Genomic DNA, 15,880 nt, shown 5'->3' on the forward strand with positions numbered 1-15,880 from the left:
CAGGTCTCGGAGCCGAGCCGATGAAAGCCCATGAAGTGAATTTCGATGGCCTGGTGGGGCCGACCCACAACTATGGTGGCCTGTCCTACGGCAACGTGGCCTCGCAGAGCAACAGCCAGCAGCACTCCAACCCGCGAGAGGCTGCGGGTCAGGGCCTGGCCAAGATGAAGGCGCTGATGGACATGGGCTTCAAGCAGGGCGTGCTCGCCCCGCAGGAGCGCCCGGACGTGGCCGCCTTGCGCCGCTTGGGGTTCGCTGGCAGCGACGCCGAGGTCATCCGGCGCGCTGCGCGCGAGGCGATGCCATTGCTGGTCGCCAGTTGTTCGGCGTCGAGCATGTGGGTGGCCAATGCCGCCACGGTCAGCCCGAGCGCCGACACTGCCGATGGGCGTGTGCACTTCACCGCAGCCAACCTCAACTGCAAGTATCACCGCAGCATCGAGCACCCGACCACCAGCCGCGTTTTGGCGGCGATGTTCGCCGACGCGCAGCACTTCGTCCATCACCCGGCGCTGCCTGCGGTGGCGCAGTTCGGTGACGAAGGCGCGGCCAACCACACGCGGTTTTGCCGCGACTACGGCGAGCCGGGAGTGGAATTCTTCGTCTATGGCCGCAGCGCGTTCGACAGCCGTTATCCGTCTCCGCAGAAGTACCCGGCACGCCAGACTCTGGAAGCGTCCCAGGCGGTGGCGCGGCTGCACGGCCTCAGCGCCGATGGCGTGGTCTACGCTCAACAGAATCCGACGGTGATCGACCAGGGCGTGTTCCACAACGACGTGATCGCGGTGGGTAATGGCCAAGTGCTGTTCCACCACCAGGACGCCTTTCTCGACAGCGATGCGGTGCTCGGCCAGTTGCAGACCAAGCTGGGGGCCAGGGGTGGGCAGTTCCAGGCCATCGCGGTGCCGCGCTCGGCGGTGACGGTGGAAGATGCTGTGCGCTCTTACCTGTTCAACAGCCAACTGCTGTCACGCGACGACGGCTCCATGGTGCTGGTGGTGCCCGAGGAGTGCCGCAACAACGAGCGGGTGTGGCAGTACCTGCAGCAGCTCACTGCGCAGCAGGGCGTGATCCGTGAGGTCAAGGTGTTCGACCTCAAGCAGAGCATGCGCAACGGCGGCGGCCCGGCATGCCTGCGTTTGCGTGTGGCGCTCAAAGAACATGAGTTGGCGGCGGTCAACCCGGGCGTGATACTCACCGCGCCGCTGTATGAACGTTTGCTGCAGTGGGTGGATACGCATTATCGCGATCGCCTGGCCGACGCCGACCTGGCCGACCCGCAACTGCTCGATGAGTGCCGTGCGGCACTGGACGAGCTGACCCGGATCCTGAACCTGGGTAGTGTCTACCCGTTTCAATACCAACCTTGATAGAGAGAACCTTGAGATGTCCGATGCCCTGCGCCTGATCCTGGAAGATGAAGACGGCACCCAACTGGAAACCTCCTGCACACGCTTCGCGGTGATGTGGCAAGGCAAGGAGGTATGGATCCAGCAGGATGGTCGCGGCCAGTTGCTGATCGGTGTCGACGTGGAGGAGGGCGATGCCGAATACGCCAACCTGCTGCTGCGCCCGATGGCCACCAACCTGGTCAGCCTGCAACTGGAGATGGAGCCCGCCGAGGTCGACGAAGACGATGATCACGTGCACGGCCCCGACTGCGGTCACCAACACTAAGGAAGCGCCCTATGCTCGCCCTCGGCAAACTGCTTGAGTTGACCCTCACCGATCATGAACCGGCCGAGAAGACCCAGGTGACGTCCCGGGGCGTGCGTCTGCGTTGGCTGGGCGAGGGGGCGCTGGAAGTGCGTCCGCCCGAAGGCGAGGACTGCGGGCTTGATCTGCTGCTTTCGGCAGGTATTCACGGCAACGAGACTGCGCCGATCGAGCTGCTCGAGCGGTTACTGCACGGCGTTGCCAGCGGCACCCTGATACCCCGCGCGCGGGTGTTGTTCCTGTTTGGCAATCCGGCAGCGATCCGCAAGGGCGAGCGCTTCGTGGAGCAGGACATCAATCGCCTGTTCAACGGTCGCCATGCCCTGTCCAGCGGTTTCGAGGCGCTGCGTGCGGCCGAGCTGGAGCAGTTTGCCCGCGTGTTTTTCGCCACGCCTGGCCGTCAGCGCCTGCATTACGATCTGCACACCGCCATTCGTGGCTCGAAGATCGAGCAGTTCGCTTTGTATCCGTTCAAGGAAGGTCGGCTGCATTCACGTGAACAACTCGCGCGATTGGCAGCGGCCGGTATCGAGGCGGTGCTGTTGCAGAGCAAGTCGTCGATCACCTTCAGCGCCTTTACCTACGAACAGCTCGACGCCGAAGCCTTCACCCTGGAGCTGGGCAAGGCGCGCCCGTTCGGGCAGAACGCGCCGGTCAACCTCGACCGGCTCGAGCAGCGTCTGATTCAGCTCATCGAACACGCCGAACCAGAAGCTGCGCAGAGTCTTGAGAACCTCAAGCTGTTCCGAGTCGCCCGCGAGGTCATCAAGCACAGTGATAACTTCCGCCTTCACTTGCCTGCGGATATCGAGAATTTTTCGCCGCTGCCGCAAGGCTACCTGCTGGCTGACGATATCGCCCAGACCCGCTGGGTGGTCGACGAGCAGGATGCGCGGATCATCTTTCCCAACCCCAAGGTGCGTAATGGGCTGCGTGCCGGCCTTCTGGTGGTGCCGGATGCCGGGCAGCAATTGGGTTAGGCCGTTACGGGTAGCTCAAGCGCGGTGCCAGGCCCAGTTCCAGGCGCAAGGCATTTTCGTTGAAGGGCGGCGGATTGGTGTCGGTGTCAGGGGTGTTGGGGTCGTCGTCGTAATCGAATAGCGAACCTGGATTGTCGAGCCCGACCGCCAGGCGCTCGACATTGTCCGTGGCGCTTCCGGTGGCGAAGTTCCAGACGTGGCACAGCTCGTGGTACAGCATCACCAACGACGGTGTGCCTGGACGCTGTGCCAGCGGGTTGTAGTGGATTTCGCAGTCGCGAATGCGGTCGCCGCGAACGCCATCGCGCACATGTGGATCCCCTAGGTTTTCGTCATAGCTCGCGAAGGCGTTGTCCAGCGTCTCGGCGGGCTTAATAGTTATGGTCACTTGTTGCGCTACCAATCGATCGAGCAGGACCGAGGCACTTGGGCTGGCTCTGAGCATCGCCAGTTGGCGACTGACTTTGTCGACATAGTGCGCATCGCCCTCGATCTTGAACGTCGCCAGGTAGTCAGGCGGCAGTTGGGCGTCCTTGAGTGAGTACAGCAAGGGCGCGCTGAAGCCACTCTCGGCGATGATGCGCGCAGGGTCGCCGTAAATCCGGTCATCCTGTTTGCCGGTGCTCACTCGGTTGCTGCCGTGCAGCGCTTCGAGTGTGCCCTTCCCAGCCTCGACCTCAAGGCGGTCCTCGCCAGGGCCTGCGTAGAGCAGGCTGTATGCGGCGCCGCTACGCAGTACATCGTTGCCGGCGCCACCGTCGATCTCTACCTGCCTGAGCCCTTGCACAACGATGCGGTCATCGCCGGCTCCGGCGTCCACCGTCACTGAGCCGGCATCCAGTGTCTCGGCATCCAGCGCAGGCCCGTGTACCTGTATGTCGTCATTACCGTCGCCGCTTTCGATCACCGTGCGCCGATCCAGGCTGGACTCGACGATCACCTGATCGTCACCGTCGCCAGTGCGCACGCGCACGGTATCGCGCGCTGCCAGGGCGAGGGTGCAGGTGACGTCGCGCCAGTGCAGTACCAGGCCCTCAGCGCAGTGGCGTAATGCTAAGGCGCAATCCTGATCACGCGCTTCGATCAGTAATTGTCGGCTATGGCGAGTGATCGTCAGCGGCCCGTTGCGATAGGGCAGGTTCTGCACGACTGAGGCGCCGGAAGGATCTTCGATTCTAATTTCGTCCGGTGACATGGAGCGCTTCCTATAAGAACGGTGGAAGTCGCATCTTGGCGTCAGGTCCGCCTTGGCCAAGGCTATGTTCTTACCACCCGGCGCTGCTGGCAGGTGGATGAACAGGATTTAATCCGTCTGCCGTTTTCTTTTGCGCGCAGATGCGCGGTAATTGGCTTGTCAGTGGCCAAAGCGACGATTTAGCATCCGCCGATGCCGTTTTACCCCCGCGAGCCCGAAAATACTCAGGATTACCGGTTTGCATCGCATAAACACACTGCACCTTGCCTGCAGGACCGATATAATGCGGCCCTTTGCCGTCGTTTCGTCGATCCGACGCGTTAGCCAAAAACGGCCGCCGTTTCCGTGGAAGAACCTATGAAAAGCGCAGAAATCCGTGAAGCCTTCCTTCGCTTCTTCGAAGAGCAGGGCCACACCCGAGTTGCCTCCAGCTCGCTGATCCCGGGCAACGACCCGACCCTGCTGTTCACCAACGCCGGCATGAACCAGTTCAAGGACTGCTTCCTCGGTCAGGAAAAGCGCGCCTATACCCGCGCAGTGAGCAGCCAGAAATGCGTGCGTGCCGGCGGCAAGCACAACGACCTGGAAAACGTCGGCTATACCGCGCGGCACCATACCTTCTTCGAAATGCTGGGCAACTTCAGCTTCGGTGACTACTTCAAGCGCGACGCCATCACCTTCGCCTGGACCTTCCTCACGTCCGAGCAGTGGCTGAACCTGCCCAAGGACAAGCTCTGGGTCACCGTCTACGCGAGCGACGACGAAGCCTACGACATCTGGACCAAAGAGGTCGGCGTGCCGGCAGAGCGCATGGTGCGCATCGGTGACAACAAAGGCGCCCCTTACGCTTCCGACAACTTCTGGACCATGGGCGATACCGGCCCATGCGGCCCGTGCACCGAGATCTTCTTCGACCACGGCCCGGACATCTGGGGTGGCCCGCCCGGCTCGCCAGAAGAAGACGGTGACCGCTACATCGAGATCTGGAACAACGTCTTCATGCAGTTCAACCGTACGGCCGACGGCGTGCTGCATCCGCTGCCAGCGCCTTCGGTAGACACCGGTATGGGCCTGGAGCGCATCAGTGCGGTCATGCAGCACGTGCACTCGAACTACGAGATCGACCTGTTCCAGAACCTGCTCGCCGCGGCCGCCAAGGCCATCGGTTGCAGCAACGACGAGCAGCCGTCGCTCAAGGTCGTGGCCGACCATATCCGCTCCTGCGGCTTCCTCATCGCCGACGGCGTGCTGCCGTCCAACGAGGGCCGTGGCTATGTGCTGCGTCGCATCATTCGTCGCGCCTGCCGTCACGGCAACAAGCTCGGCGCCAAGGGCAGCTTCTTCCACCTGATCGTCGCGGCCCTGGTCGCCGAGATGGGCCAGGCCTTCCCCGAGCTCAAGGGCCAGCAGGCGCATATCGAGCGCGTGCTCAAGACCGAAGAAGAGCAGTTCGCCAAGACGCTCGAGCAAGGTCTGCGCATCCTCGAACAGGATCTGGCGCAGTTGCAGGACAAGGTCGTGCCGGGCGATGTGGTGTTCAAGCTCTACGACACCTACGGCTTCCCCATGGACCTGACCGCCGACATCGCTCGCGAGCGCGACTTGACCATCGATGAAGCCGGCTTCGAGCGCGAGATGGACGCCCAGCGCGAGCGCGCCCGCTCGGCCAGCGCCTTCGGCATGGATTACAACAGCCTGGTCAAGGTCGATACCGCCACCGAGTTCCTCGGTTACGAAGCGACCTATGGCGAAGGCAAGGTCATTGCGCTGTACAAGGACGGCCAGTCGGTCGATCAGTTGGGTGAAGGCGAGGAGGGTGTGGTGGTGCTCGACCGCACGCCGTTCTACGCCGAGTCCGGTGGCCAGATCGGTGATGCCGGCTACCTGCAGTCCGGCGCCGTACGCTTCGATGTGCGCGATACCACCAAGACCGGCGGGGCTTTCCTGCACCATGGCGTTGTCGCCAGCGGTGCGCTGCTGATCGGCGCGCCTGTCCAGGCCCATGTCGATGCCGACGTGCAGCACGCCACCTCGCTGAACCATTCTGCCACTCACCTGCTGCACGAAGCGTTGCGCCGGGTGCTGGGCGATCACGTGCAGCAAAAGGGCTCGCTGGTCGACAGTCAGCGCCTGCGGTTCGACTTCAGCCACTTCGAGGCGGTCAAGCCGGAACAGATCAAGGTGCTGGAAGACATCGTCAATGCCGAGATCCGTCGCAACACCGAAGTCACCACTGAACTGACCGATATCGACACCGCCAAGCGCAAGGGCGCCATGGCCTTGTTCGGTGAGAAGTACGGCGATACGGTGCGTGTGCTGACCATGGGCGGCGACTTCTCGGTGGAACTGTGCGGCGGTATCCACGCCAAGCGTACCGGCGACATCAGCCTGTTCAAGATCGTCAGCGAAGGTGGGGTGGCCTCCGGCGTGCGCCGTATCGAGGCGATCACCGGCGCAGCGGCGCTGGCCTGGCTGAACGCGGCCGAAGAGCAGGTCAAGGAAGCCGCGCAACTGGTCAAGGGCAACCGCGACAACCTGATCGACAAGCTGTCGGCTGTGCTGGAGCGCAACCGTCAGTTGGAGAAGCAACTCGAGCAGTTGCAGGCCAAGGCCGCCAGCGCCGCAGGGGACGATCTCTCCAATGCGGCCGTTGAGGTCAAGGGTGCCAAGGTGCTTGCCGCCCGTCTTGATGGGCAGGATGGCAAGGCGCTGCTGGCGCTCGTCGATCAGTTGAAGAACAAGCTCGGCCACGCAGTGATCCTGCTGGGCAGCGAGCATGAGGGCAAGGTCGTGCTGGTGGCCGGCGTGACCAAGGACCTCTCCAGCCAACTCAAGGCTGGCGACCTGATGAAACAGGCCGCTGCGGCGGTCGGCGGCAAGGGTGGTGGCCGTCCGGACATGGCTCAGGGTGGTGGCGTCGACGTCGCCGCGCTGGATCAGGCCCTGGCACTGGCCGTGCCGTTCGCCGAGCAGGGGCTTTGAGAGGAAGCGGCCGCGGGCATGACTGCCAGCGGCCGCTTCGGCAAGGATTGATTACTGGGTGCCCTTCGTGGGCTGAGGCACTTTGAAATGGCGTTGATCGTACAGAAATTTGGCGGCACCTCCGTCGGCTCAATCGAGCGGATCGAGCAGGTGGCCGACAAGGTCAAGAAACACCGCGAAGCCGGCGACGACCTGGTGGTTGTTCTGTCGGCCATGAGTGGGGAAACCAACCGTCTGATCGACCTGGCCAAGCAAGTCAGCGACCAATTGGTGCCCCGCGAACTGGACGTGATCGTTTCGACCGGCGAGCAGGTGACTATCGCACTGCTGGCCATGGCCTTGATCAAGCGGGGCGTGCCGGCGGTGTCCTATACCGGCAACCAGGTGCGCATCCTCACCGACAGTTCGCACAACAAAGCGCGCATCCTGCAGATCGACGATCAGAAGATTCGCGCCGACCTCAAGGAAGGCAAGGTGGTAGTTGTCGCCGGTTTCCAAGGTGTCGACGAGCAAGGCAACATCACGACCCTCGGTCGTGGCGGCTCCGATACCACTGGCGTTGCCCTGGCCGCGGCGCTGGGTGCGCAGGAGTGCCAGATCTACACCGACGTCGACGGTGTCTACACCACCGACCCGCGTGTGGTGCCGCAGGCGCGCCGCCTGGAGAAGATCACCTTCGAAGAGATGCTGGAAATGGCCAGCCTCGGCTCCAAGGTGTTACAGATCCGCTCGGTGGAATTCGCCGGCAAATACAACGTTCCGCTGCGCGTGCTGCACAGCTTCAAGGAGGGTCCGGGTACCCTCATTACCATCGATGAAGAGGAATCCATGGAACAGCCGATCATTTCCGGTATCGCCTTCAACCGTGATGAGGCCAAGCTGACCATTCGTGGTGTGCCGGATACCCCGGGTGTCGCCTTCAAGATCCTCGGCCCGATCAGCGCGGCGAACATCGAAGTCGACATGATCGTGCAGAACGTTTCCCACGATAACACCACCGACTTCACCTTCACCGTGCACCGTAACGAGTACGAGAAGGCGCTCAGCGTCCTGGAAAACACTGCGCGCGAGATCGGTGCCCGGGAAGTAATAGGCGACACCAAGATCGCCAAGGTGTCGATCGTCGGTGTGGGCATGCGCTCCCACGCCGGTGTGGCCAGTCGCATGTTCGAGGCCCTGGCCAAGGAAAGCATCAACATCCAGATGATCTCCACGTCCGAGATCAAGGTGTCGGTGGTGATCGAGGAGAAGTACCTGGAGTTGGCCGTGCGTGCGCTGCACACTGCGTTCGAGCTCGATGCGCCTGCCCGACAGAGCGAGTGACGCATTGCCCGCAGGGGCGCGGCCGATGCCGCGCCCTTCGTGTTTCTGGCTGGCGGGCGGGTTACTGTCCTTTTCCTGCCTGACAGCCGACAAGGGCGCCGGATCGTCCCGTCCGGCGCCCTGATTCCAACAGACTGTTGTCCCTGAATGAATTGCGTGAGGAGAAAGCTATGTTGATTCTGACTCGTCGGTGCGCCGAGAGCCTGATCATTGGAGACGGAGAGATCACCGTGACTGTCCTGGGTGTGAAAGGCAACCAGGTGCGTATCGGTGTGAGCGCCCCTAAAGAAGTGGCTGTTCACCGCGAGGAAATCTACCTGCGGATCAAGAAAGAGAAGGACGAAGAACCAAGCCTTTAATTTTTATCGGTTTTTTTTCAAAAAAAGGTTTGCAAACGGGGAAGGGTCTGGTTAATATACGCCCCGTGTTGCGGTGAGGTGGCCGAGTGGCCGAAGGCGCTCCCCTGCTAAGGGAGTATACCTCATAAGGGTATCGGGGGTTCGAATCCCCCTTCACCGCCATTTTTCGTGTAGGGCGCTGTAGCAGGTCAATATGCTAAGTCGTTGAAATTAAACGAAATAGTACTTGGCAAAATGATTCAGCGAACTATAATGCGCGGCAAGACACGGACTCATAGCTCAGCTGGATAGAGTACTCGGCTACGAACCGAGCGGTCGGAGGTTCGAATCCTCCTGAGTCCGCCATACAATGAGGCGGTTTTCCTAGGAAAGCGCATCATTCAACCAGTGGTAATCTGGTCTAAAACTACCAACTGTGGACTCATAGCTCAGCTGGATAGAGTACTCGGCTACGAACCGAGCGGTCGGAGGTTCGAATCCTCCTGAGTCCGCCACTTTATGAAGTGGTTTTGCTTGCCGAAAGGCTGCTCAGTGAAGCCAAGTCAAAAACCAGTGGTAACCTGGTCTAAAATTACCAACCACGGACTCATAGCTCAGCTGGATAGAGTACTCGGCTACGAACCGAGCGGTCGGAGGTTCGAATCCTCCTGAGTCCGCCACACCCAAAAAGCCCGCTCACTGTAGCGGGCTTTTTCATGTCTGTCGCTCGGTGCTGCGGCCTGCAGGGCGTCTGTGCCCGCGATGTGATTTTTCACAGCGCGACGCCGTCGCACTGTAGGCTTCGAGCGTTGTCAGAGCTTTAACGCGCAAACGATTGTTACAGCCAAAAATTTAAGCGATCACCTGGCTCGACCCGTGTATGATTGCGCCCGTCAGCCCCGCCGGGGCTTGTGGAATACCACCATGGACTTACCCAGTAGTTACTCCTTACTGATTCTTGCCAAGCCAGATCTGACCGATTGATTCTCCCGGCGTGCCCACTGCTGGGAGTGGAGTTCGCCTATGACCGAAGTCGAAGTAAAGAAAGTTCAAGAAAGCCTGCAGGATCGTCTGGCTCAGGTGATCGAGCTGCTGCAGCGCCAACGTCTGGTCGAAGACCTGACCCACCGCCAGGAAGGTCAGCACAACGACCTGGTGGAAAACCTCGTCCACCGGCAGAACCTGGTCGAGCTGCAACGCAAGCTCGATGATCTGCACCCCGCCGATATCGCCTATATCCTTGAAGCTTTGCCCCTGGAAGACCGTCTGACGGTCTGGCAGTTGGTGCGCTCGGATCGCGATGGCGACATTCTCCTGGAAGTCTCCGACGCCGTGCGCCAGACGCTGATCGCCGACATGGACGATCACGAGCTGCTCGCTGCCGCCAAGGAGATGGATGCCGACGAACTGGCTGACCTTGCGCCAGAGCTGCCTCGCGACGTTGTTCATGAGCTGATGGAGAGCCTCGATGCCCAGCAGCGCGAGCGCGTGCGCTCGGCGTTGAGCTACGACGAGGAGCAAGTCGGTGCGCTGATGGACTTCGAGATGGTCACCATCCGCGAAGACGTCAGCCTTGAGGTGGTGCTGCGTTACCTGCGCCGGCTCAAAGAGCTGCCCGGCCACACCGACAAACTGTTCGTGGTCGATCAGGGCGGCATCCTCAAAGGCGTGCTGCCCATCAAGCGCTTGCTGGTCAATGACCCGGACAAGAAGGTGGCGGAGGTCATGGCGACCGATCCGGTGAGCTTCACACCCGAAGAAGATGCTTATGATGCGGCGCAGGCCTTCGAGCGTTATGACTTGGTATCCGCTCCGGTGGTGGACAAAGGCGGGCGTCTCATTGGTCGTCTGACCATCGATGAAATGGTCGACCTGATTCGTGAGGAGAGTGAGAGCGAAGTGCTCAACATGGCCGGTCTGCGCGAAGAGGAAGACATCTTCGCTTCGGTTTGGCGTTCGTTGCGCAACCGTTGGGCATGGCTTGCAATCAACCTGATCACTGCTTTCGTCGCCTCGCGGGTGATCGGTCTGTTCGAAGGTTCGATCGAGAAGCTAGTGGCCCTGGCTGCGTTGATGCCTATCGTTGCTGGCATCGGTGGCAACTCGGGCAACCAGACCATCACCATGATCGTGCGTGCCATGGCGCTGGATCAGGTATCACCTGGTAACACGCGCCGCCTGATGCGCAAGGAGCTGGCGGTGTCGCTGCTCAATGGCCTGATCTGGGGTGGGGTGATCGGTGCGGTGGCGTTCCTGCTCTACGGCAGTTGGTCGTTGGGTGTGGTGATGACCGCAGCCATGACCCTCAACCTGTTGCTGGCGGCCTTCATGGGCGTCCTGATTCCCATGACCCTCACGCGTCTGGGGCGAGACCCTGCGATGGGTTCGAGCGTGATGATCACGGCGGTGACCGACAGCGGCGGCTTCTTCATCTTCCTGGGTCTGGCGACGCTGTTCCTGCTCTGAGGCTTTGCAGCCACCACGAAAAAAGCCAGCTTGCGCTGGCTTTTTTCGTGGGCGTTGGAAACCTCAGGAGGCGTCTGCGGCCATTTCCACATCGTGGGCGATGAGGGCGACCAGGGCATTCTGCTGGCGGTGGGTAAGCTGGCGGAAGCGCTGCAGCAGCTCGCGCTCGTGCAGCGACAACTCTGGGCTGTCCAGACGCATGCTCAGTTCATCGCCCAGGGCGCCTTCCTGGATAAGGCTTTGCTCCAGGCGGGCGATGATTTCGGAGTTCATGCTGCGGTGATGGTTGCGCGCTACCTCGGCAATGCGCTCACGCATCCCGTCAGGCAGGCGGACGACAAACTTGTCAGCGGTGCGGCTGGAGTAGATAGCCTGTTTCATTGGGCGCATATTAATTGACCGGTTAGTTCGGGTTCAGGGAAGCGGTTCTCAAATTGGCCGCACGGTTGTGGCTACGACCGTGGCGAGAGCAAAATGTTCAACCGTTGTGATTTTGGATGCTCATCTTGCCTCAAGGTCGCCGTTTCTTTGGCGTCAATTCTGTGACAAATAGTGATCCGAATAAAGGCTTTTTGCCAGCACCAATTATCAGAAATGCGTACTGGTTTGAAAAGTTCTACACGCGATCAGTTTGCACTTAAGTCCGCATCCGGCTCAAAAGAGCGGGTAAAACCGGCAAAAGCCTAGGGAAATGACTAAAGGCCCTAAGGATCTTGCGCTGCCAGCGGACTGCCTCGACGACCTGTCACAAGCACTCCCCATCAGGCCTTCAATGCCCGACGTTGACGTTTGGACCGCGGTCACGGGAAAAATTCCCTGTCGATGCCACTAATATGCAATTAATCCTGTAGGCGTGCTGGGGAGGGGAATGGAGGGAGAGGACGACACGCCAGGCGCCATCTTGGTCATGACAAATAGCGATGGGATGGTTAACATGCGGGCCTTGTGCGTCGCACTCGAGCTTGGTCAGCTTCTCCAAGCTACTGAATCTGCGTAGAATGCTCGCCGCGATGTCCCCTTAGTTCAACGGATAGAACAAGCCCCTCCTAAGGGTTAGATGCTGGTTCGATTCCAGCAGGGGACACATCTCTTTCTCTGGCCACTGTGCGCCAGACCGCCAGGGCTGCCAATGCTGCAACCCCGGCCCGCCTGTCTATGCCATCAAATATGCAACGCGTGTCCCAGCGCCCGTAGTGCAGCTTCCTGCACTGCCTCGCCGAGCGTTGGATGAGCATGGATGGTGCCGGCTACATCCTCCAGGCGCGCGCCCATCTCCAGCGATTGGGCAAAGGCTGTAGACAATTCCGACACCGCCGCCCCGACCGCCTGCCAGCCCACGATCAGATGATTGTCGCGGCGCGCCACTACCCGCACGAAGCCGCGCTTGGCCTCCAGGCTCATGGCTCGGCCATTGGCGGCGAAGGGGAACTGCGCGACGATGCAGTCCAAGCCTAGCGCCTGGGCTTGTTCCGGCGTCTTGCCGGCCACCACCACTTCCGGATCGGTGAAGCACACCGCAGCAATGGCGGCGGGTTCGAATCGCCGCGCCTTGCCGGCGACCAGCTCGGCCACCATTTCGCCCTGGGCCATGGCTCGGTGTGCGAGCATCGGCTCGCCTGCCACGTCGCCGATGGCCCAGACGTTACGCATGCTGGTCTGGCAGCGTTCGTCGATGGCGATAGCCGCCCCGTTCATGGTCAAGGCCAGGCCTTCAAGGCCAAAGCCGTGAGTGCGCGGCCGACGCCCAACGGCCACCAGCACCTGGTCGGCCTCCAGGCGCAGCCGTTCGTCAGCCTTGGAGCGTGCCCGCAGACTACCATCCTCATACCCCTCGACGCTGTATCCCAGGTGCAGAGCAATGCCGAGCGCCTTCAGCGATTCAGACACCGGTGCCGTGAGCTCGGCATCGTAGCTCGGCAGAATACGCTCGCGCGCCTCCACCACGCTGACTCGCGCCCCGAGCTTGCGATAGGCAATGCCCAGTTCCAGGCCAATGTAGCCACCCCCGACGACCACCAGGTGTTCTGGCAGACGCTCAGGTGCCAGGGCCTCGGTGGAGGAAATGACCGGCCCGCCGAACGGCAGCATCGGCAGTTCGACGCTGCTGGAGCCGGTTGCCAGCAGCAGGTGCTCGCACTGGATACGCTGGCCGTCGACCTCCACGTGCTTGCCGTCGAGGATCTTCGCCCAGCCATGGATGACCTGCACACCCTGCTTTTTCAGCAGGGCGGCGACGCCGCTGGTGAGGCGGTCGACGATACCGTCCTTCCATTGCACGCTACGACTGATATCCAGCTGCGGCGCCGTCACGCGGATACCCAGCGGCGAGTCGCCGCTCAGCCGGGTGGCCTGGTGGAACTGCTCAGCGACATGAATCAAGGCCTTGGACGGAATGCAGCCAACGTTCAGGCAGGTGCCGCCCAGTGCCTGGCCCTCGACCAGCACGGTCGCAATGCCCAATTGTCCGGCGCGGATGGCCGCCACATAGCCGCCGGGCCCGCCGCCGATGATCAGCAGGGTCGTCTCGATGATCGGTTGCATACTCACTCCACGAACAGGCAGGCGGGTTGTTCCAGCAGGCCGCGCACGGCCTGGATGAACAGCGCGGCATCCATGCCGTCGACCACACGGTGATCGAACGAGCTGGACAGGTTCATCATCTTGCGCACGACGATCTGCCCGCCGACGACCACCGGCCGCTCGACGATGCGGTTGACCCCGACGATCGCCACTTCCGGGGTATTGACCACCGGCGTGCTGACGATGCCGCCCAGGGCGCCCAGGCTGGTCAGGGTGATGGTCGAACCGGACAGCTCTTCGCGACTGGCCTTGTTGCCGCGTGCGGCCTGCGCCACGCGGGCGATCTCACTGGCGTTGTCCCACAGGCTGCCCGCCTCGGCGTGGCGCAACACCGGCACCATCAAACCGCTGTCGCTCTGGGTGGCAATACCGACGTGAACAGCGCCGTGGCGGGTGATGAGCTGGGCTTCGTCGTCATAAGTGGCGTTGATCTGTGGGAAGTCACGTAGGGCGACCACCAACGCGCGCACCAGCAATGGCAGCAGTGTGAGTTTGCCGCGACGCTCGCCGTATTGCGCGTTGAGCTGCTGGCGCAAGGCTTCGAGCTGGGTCACGTCGACTTCTTCGACGTAACTGAAATGTGCCACCCGGCGTTTGGCGTCCTGCATGCGCTGGGCGATCTTGCGCCGCAGACCGATCACCGGCACCTGTTGGCTGTCGGTGCGTTTGCCGCAGGCGGGCGACCGCTGACCCGCAGCGCCCTGTGGTGCGCTGATGAAGGCATCCAGGTCTTCGTGGAGAATCCGCCCGGCCGGCCCGCTGCCGTGCACGTAGCGCAACTCGATGCCGGCATCCAGCGCGCGCTTGCGCACGGCGGGGGAGGCCAGCGGCTTTTCCTGGGTTTCGCGTGGGACGATGGGCGAGGCGACCGGACCAGCTTCAGGCGTGGAAGTACGCTCGATGGGTGGCTGTGGCGCTGCCTGGACTTCGACCTGCGCCGGCGCGACGGCGGCCGCGGACTGTTGCACCTGGCTCGGCGCGGCATCGACATGATTGCCGCTGCCTTCGACCTCGATCCGGATCAGTTCGCTGCCCACGGCCATGACCTCTCCGGGTTGCCCGCCCAAGGCCAGCACCTTGCCGCTGACCGGCGAGGGAATCTCCACCGTGGCCTTGTCGGTCATGACATCGGCCACTACCTGATCCTCGGCGATCAGGTCGCCGACCTTGACGAACCACTCCACCAGCTCGACCTGGGCGATGCCTTCGCCGATGTCCGGCATCTTGATGACGTGCGTGCCCATTCAGACCTCCATGACCCGTTTCAATGCCGCACCGACCCGCGCAGGCCCTGGGAAGTAGGCCCATTCCTGTGCGTGAGGGTAGGGTGTGTCCCAGCCGGTGACGCGTTCGATCGGTGCTTCGAGGTGATGGAAGCAGTGCTCCTGCACCAGCGACACCAGTTCGGCGCCAAAGCCGCAGGTGCGCGTGGCTTCGTGCACCACCACGCAGCGTCCGGTCTTTTTCACTGAGGCCACGATTGTGTCCAGGTCCAGCGGCCACAGGCTGCGCAAGTCGATCACCTCGGCATCGACGCCGCTCTCTTCGGCGGCCACCTGGGCCACGTAGACCGTGGTGCCGTAGGTGATCACTGTGACATCGTTGCCGGGGCGAGTGATGGCGGCCTTGTCCAGCGGCACGCGGTAGTAACCGTCGGGCACTGCGCTGTGCGGGTGCTTGGACCAAGGCGTCACCGGGCGATCGTGGTGGCCGTCGAAGGGGCCGTTGTACAGGCGCTTGGGCTCCAGGAAGATCACCGGGTCGTCGCATTCGATGGAGGCGATCAGCAGGCCCTTGGCATCGTAGGGGTTGGACGGCATCACCGTGCGCAGGCCGCAGACCTGGGTGAACATCGCTTCCGGGCTTTGGCTATGGGTCTGGCCGCCGTAGATGCCGCCGCCGCAGGGCATGCGCAGGGTCAGTGGGGAGATGAATTCGCCCGCCGAGCGATAGCGCAGGCGCGCCATCTCCGAGACGATCTGGTCGGAGGCAGGATAGAAGTAGTCGGCGAACTGGATTTCCACCACCGGGCGCAGGCCATAGGCGCCCATGCCTACCGCCGTGCCGACGATGCCGCTCTCGGAGATCGGCGCGTCGAACACCCGCGACTTGCCGTACTTGGCCTGCAGGCCCTCGGTGCAGCGGAACACGCCGCCGAAGTAACCGACGTCCTGGCCATAGACGACCACGTCCTCGTCGCGTTCGAGCATGACATCCATGGCCGAGCGCAGGGCCTGGATCATGGTCAGGGTGCTGGTGGTCATGGCGTTTTCCGGGTTGATGCTGGTGTGATCGTTCAT

General features: G+C 62.1%; 12 protein-coding genes and 5 tRNA genes. 12 read left to right on the plus strand and 5 right to left on the minus strand.

Annotation, left to right across the window (positions count from 1 at the left end; genetic code table 11):
- The first annotated feature begins 20 nt into the window (after window positions 1-20).
- Genes astB through astE form a run of 3 tightly spaced genes read left to right on the plus strand, consistent with a single transcriptional unit; the run spans window position 21 to window position 2,696 of the window.
- The gene (gene astB, locus GKC70_RS08040) at window positions 21-1,370 is read left to right on the plus strand and encodes an N-succinylarginine dihydrolase (protein WP_342651012.1); all 1,350 of its coding nucleotides are present in this window, start codon (window positions 21-23) and stop codon (window positions 1,368-1,370) included.
- Window positions 1,371-1,386: 16 nt separating this feature from the next.
- Window positions 1,387-1,677: a hypothetical protein gene (locus tag GKC70_RS08045; RefSeq protein WP_039579059.1), complete on the plus strand. Its 291-nt coding sequence runs from the start codon at window positions 1,387-1,389 to the stop codon at window positions 1,675-1,677.
- Between the two features lie 11 nt (window positions 1,678-1,688).
- Complete coding sequence (astE, locus tag GKC70_RS08050) at window positions 1,689-2,696, plus strand: succinylglutamate desuccinylase (RefSeq protein ID WP_342651013.1); 1,008 nt, start codon at window positions 1,689-1,691, stop codon at window positions 2,694-2,696.
- Between the two features lie 4 nt (window positions 2,697-2,700).
- On the opposite strand, the gene GKC70_RS08055 is transcribed toward astE, so the two are convergent.
- Window positions 2,701-3,891 (minus strand): M91 family zinc metallopeptidase, encoded by a 1,191-nt coding sequence (locus tag GKC70_RS08055; RefSeq protein WP_342651014.1) that lies wholly within the window; start codon window positions 3,889-3,891, stop codon window positions 2,701-2,703.
- Between the two features lie 357 nt (window positions 3,892-4,248).
- Between GKC70_RS08055 and alaS the strand changes: the two genes are divergently transcribed.
- The 8 genes from alaS to mgtE all read left to right on the plus strand — a co-directional run bounded on the left by alaS (window position 4,249) and on the right by mgtE (window position 11,000).
- Complete coding sequence (alaS, locus tag GKC70_RS08060) at window positions 4,249-6,873, plus strand: alanine--tRNA ligase (protein WP_342651015.1); 2,625 nt, start codon at window positions 4,249-4,251, stop codon at window positions 6,871-6,873.
- 87 nt (window positions 6,874-6,960) lie between these two features.
- Window positions 6,961-8,196 (plus strand): aspartate kinase, encoded by a 1,236-nt coding sequence (locus GKC70_RS08065; RefSeq protein WP_116888672.1) that lies wholly within the window; start codon window positions 6,961-6,963, stop codon window positions 8,194-8,196.
- A 170-nt stretch (window positions 8,197-8,366) separates the two neighbouring features.
- Complete coding sequence (csrA, locus tag GKC70_RS08070) at window positions 8,367-8,555, plus strand: carbon storage regulator CsrA (protein WP_003254503.1); 189 nt, start codon at window positions 8,367-8,369, stop codon at window positions 8,553-8,555.
- A 72-nt stretch (window positions 8,556-8,627) separates the two neighbouring features.
- A tRNA-Ser gene (locus GKC70_RS08075) sits at window positions 8,628-8,717 on the plus strand.
- Between the two features lie 106 nt (window positions 8,718-8,823).
- Window positions 8,824-8,900, plus strand: a tRNA-Arg gene (locus GKC70_RS08080).
- A 72-nt stretch (window positions 8,901-8,972) separates the two neighbouring features.
- Window positions 8,973-9,049: transfer RNA gene (locus GKC70_RS08085), tRNA-Arg, on the plus strand.
- Window positions 9,050-9,137: 88 nt separating this feature from the next.
- A tRNA-Arg gene (locus GKC70_RS08090) sits at window positions 9,138-9,214 on the plus strand.
- Window positions 9,215-9,557: 343 nt separating this feature from the next.
- On the plus strand, window positions 9,558-11,000 hold the full coding sequence (gene mgtE, locus GKC70_RS08095) for a magnesium transporter (RefSeq protein WP_039579015.1): 1,443 nt from the start codon (window positions 9,558-9,560) through the stop codon (window positions 10,998-11,000).
- Window positions 11,001-11,063: 63 nt separating this feature from the next.
- Here the strand turns inward: mgtE and GKC70_RS08100 are convergent, their stop codons facing one another.
- Complete coding sequence (locus GKC70_RS08100) at window positions 11,064-11,390, minus strand: Arc family DNA-binding protein (protein ID WP_029613963.1); 327 nt, start codon at window positions 11,388-11,390, stop codon at window positions 11,064-11,066.
- A 622-nt stretch (window positions 11,391-12,012) separates the two neighbouring features.
- On the opposite strand from GKC70_RS08100, the gene GKC70_RS08105 reads away from it, so the two are divergent.
- Window positions 12,013-12,084: transfer RNA gene (locus GKC70_RS08105), tRNA-Arg, on the plus strand.
- A gap of 77 nt (window positions 12,085-12,161) precedes the next feature.
- Here the strand turns inward: GKC70_RS08105 and lpdA are convergent.
- The 3 genes from lpdA to GKC70_RS08120 are packed head-to-tail and all read right to left on the minus strand — an operon-like array spanning window position 12,162 to window position 15,880.
- The gene (gene lpdA, locus GKC70_RS08110) at window positions 12,162-13,541 is read right to left on the minus strand and encodes a dihydrolipoyl dehydrogenase (RefSeq protein WP_342651016.1); all 1,380 of its coding nucleotides are present in this window, start codon (window positions 13,539-13,541) and stop codon (window positions 12,162-12,164) included.
- Between the two features lie 2 nt (window positions 13,542-13,543).
- Window positions 13,544-14,824: a dihydrolipoamide acetyltransferase family protein gene (locus tag GKC70_RS08115; RefSeq protein WP_342651017.1), complete on the minus strand. Its 1,281-nt coding sequence runs from the start codon at window positions 14,822-14,824 to the stop codon at window positions 13,544-13,546.
- The gene (locus tag GKC70_RS08120; protein ID WP_039579008.1) at window positions 14,825-15,880 is read right to left on the minus strand and encodes an alpha-ketoacid dehydrogenase subunit beta; all 1,056 of its coding nucleotides are present in this window, start codon (window positions 15,878-15,880) and stop codon (window positions 14,825-14,827) included.

It is taken from the genome of Pseudomonas sp. REB1044, from assembly GCF_038813925.1.
Lineage (GTDB): Bacteria > Pseudomonadota > Gammaproteobacteria > Pseudomonadales > Pseudomonadaceae > Aquipseudomonas > Aquipseudomonas boreofloridensis.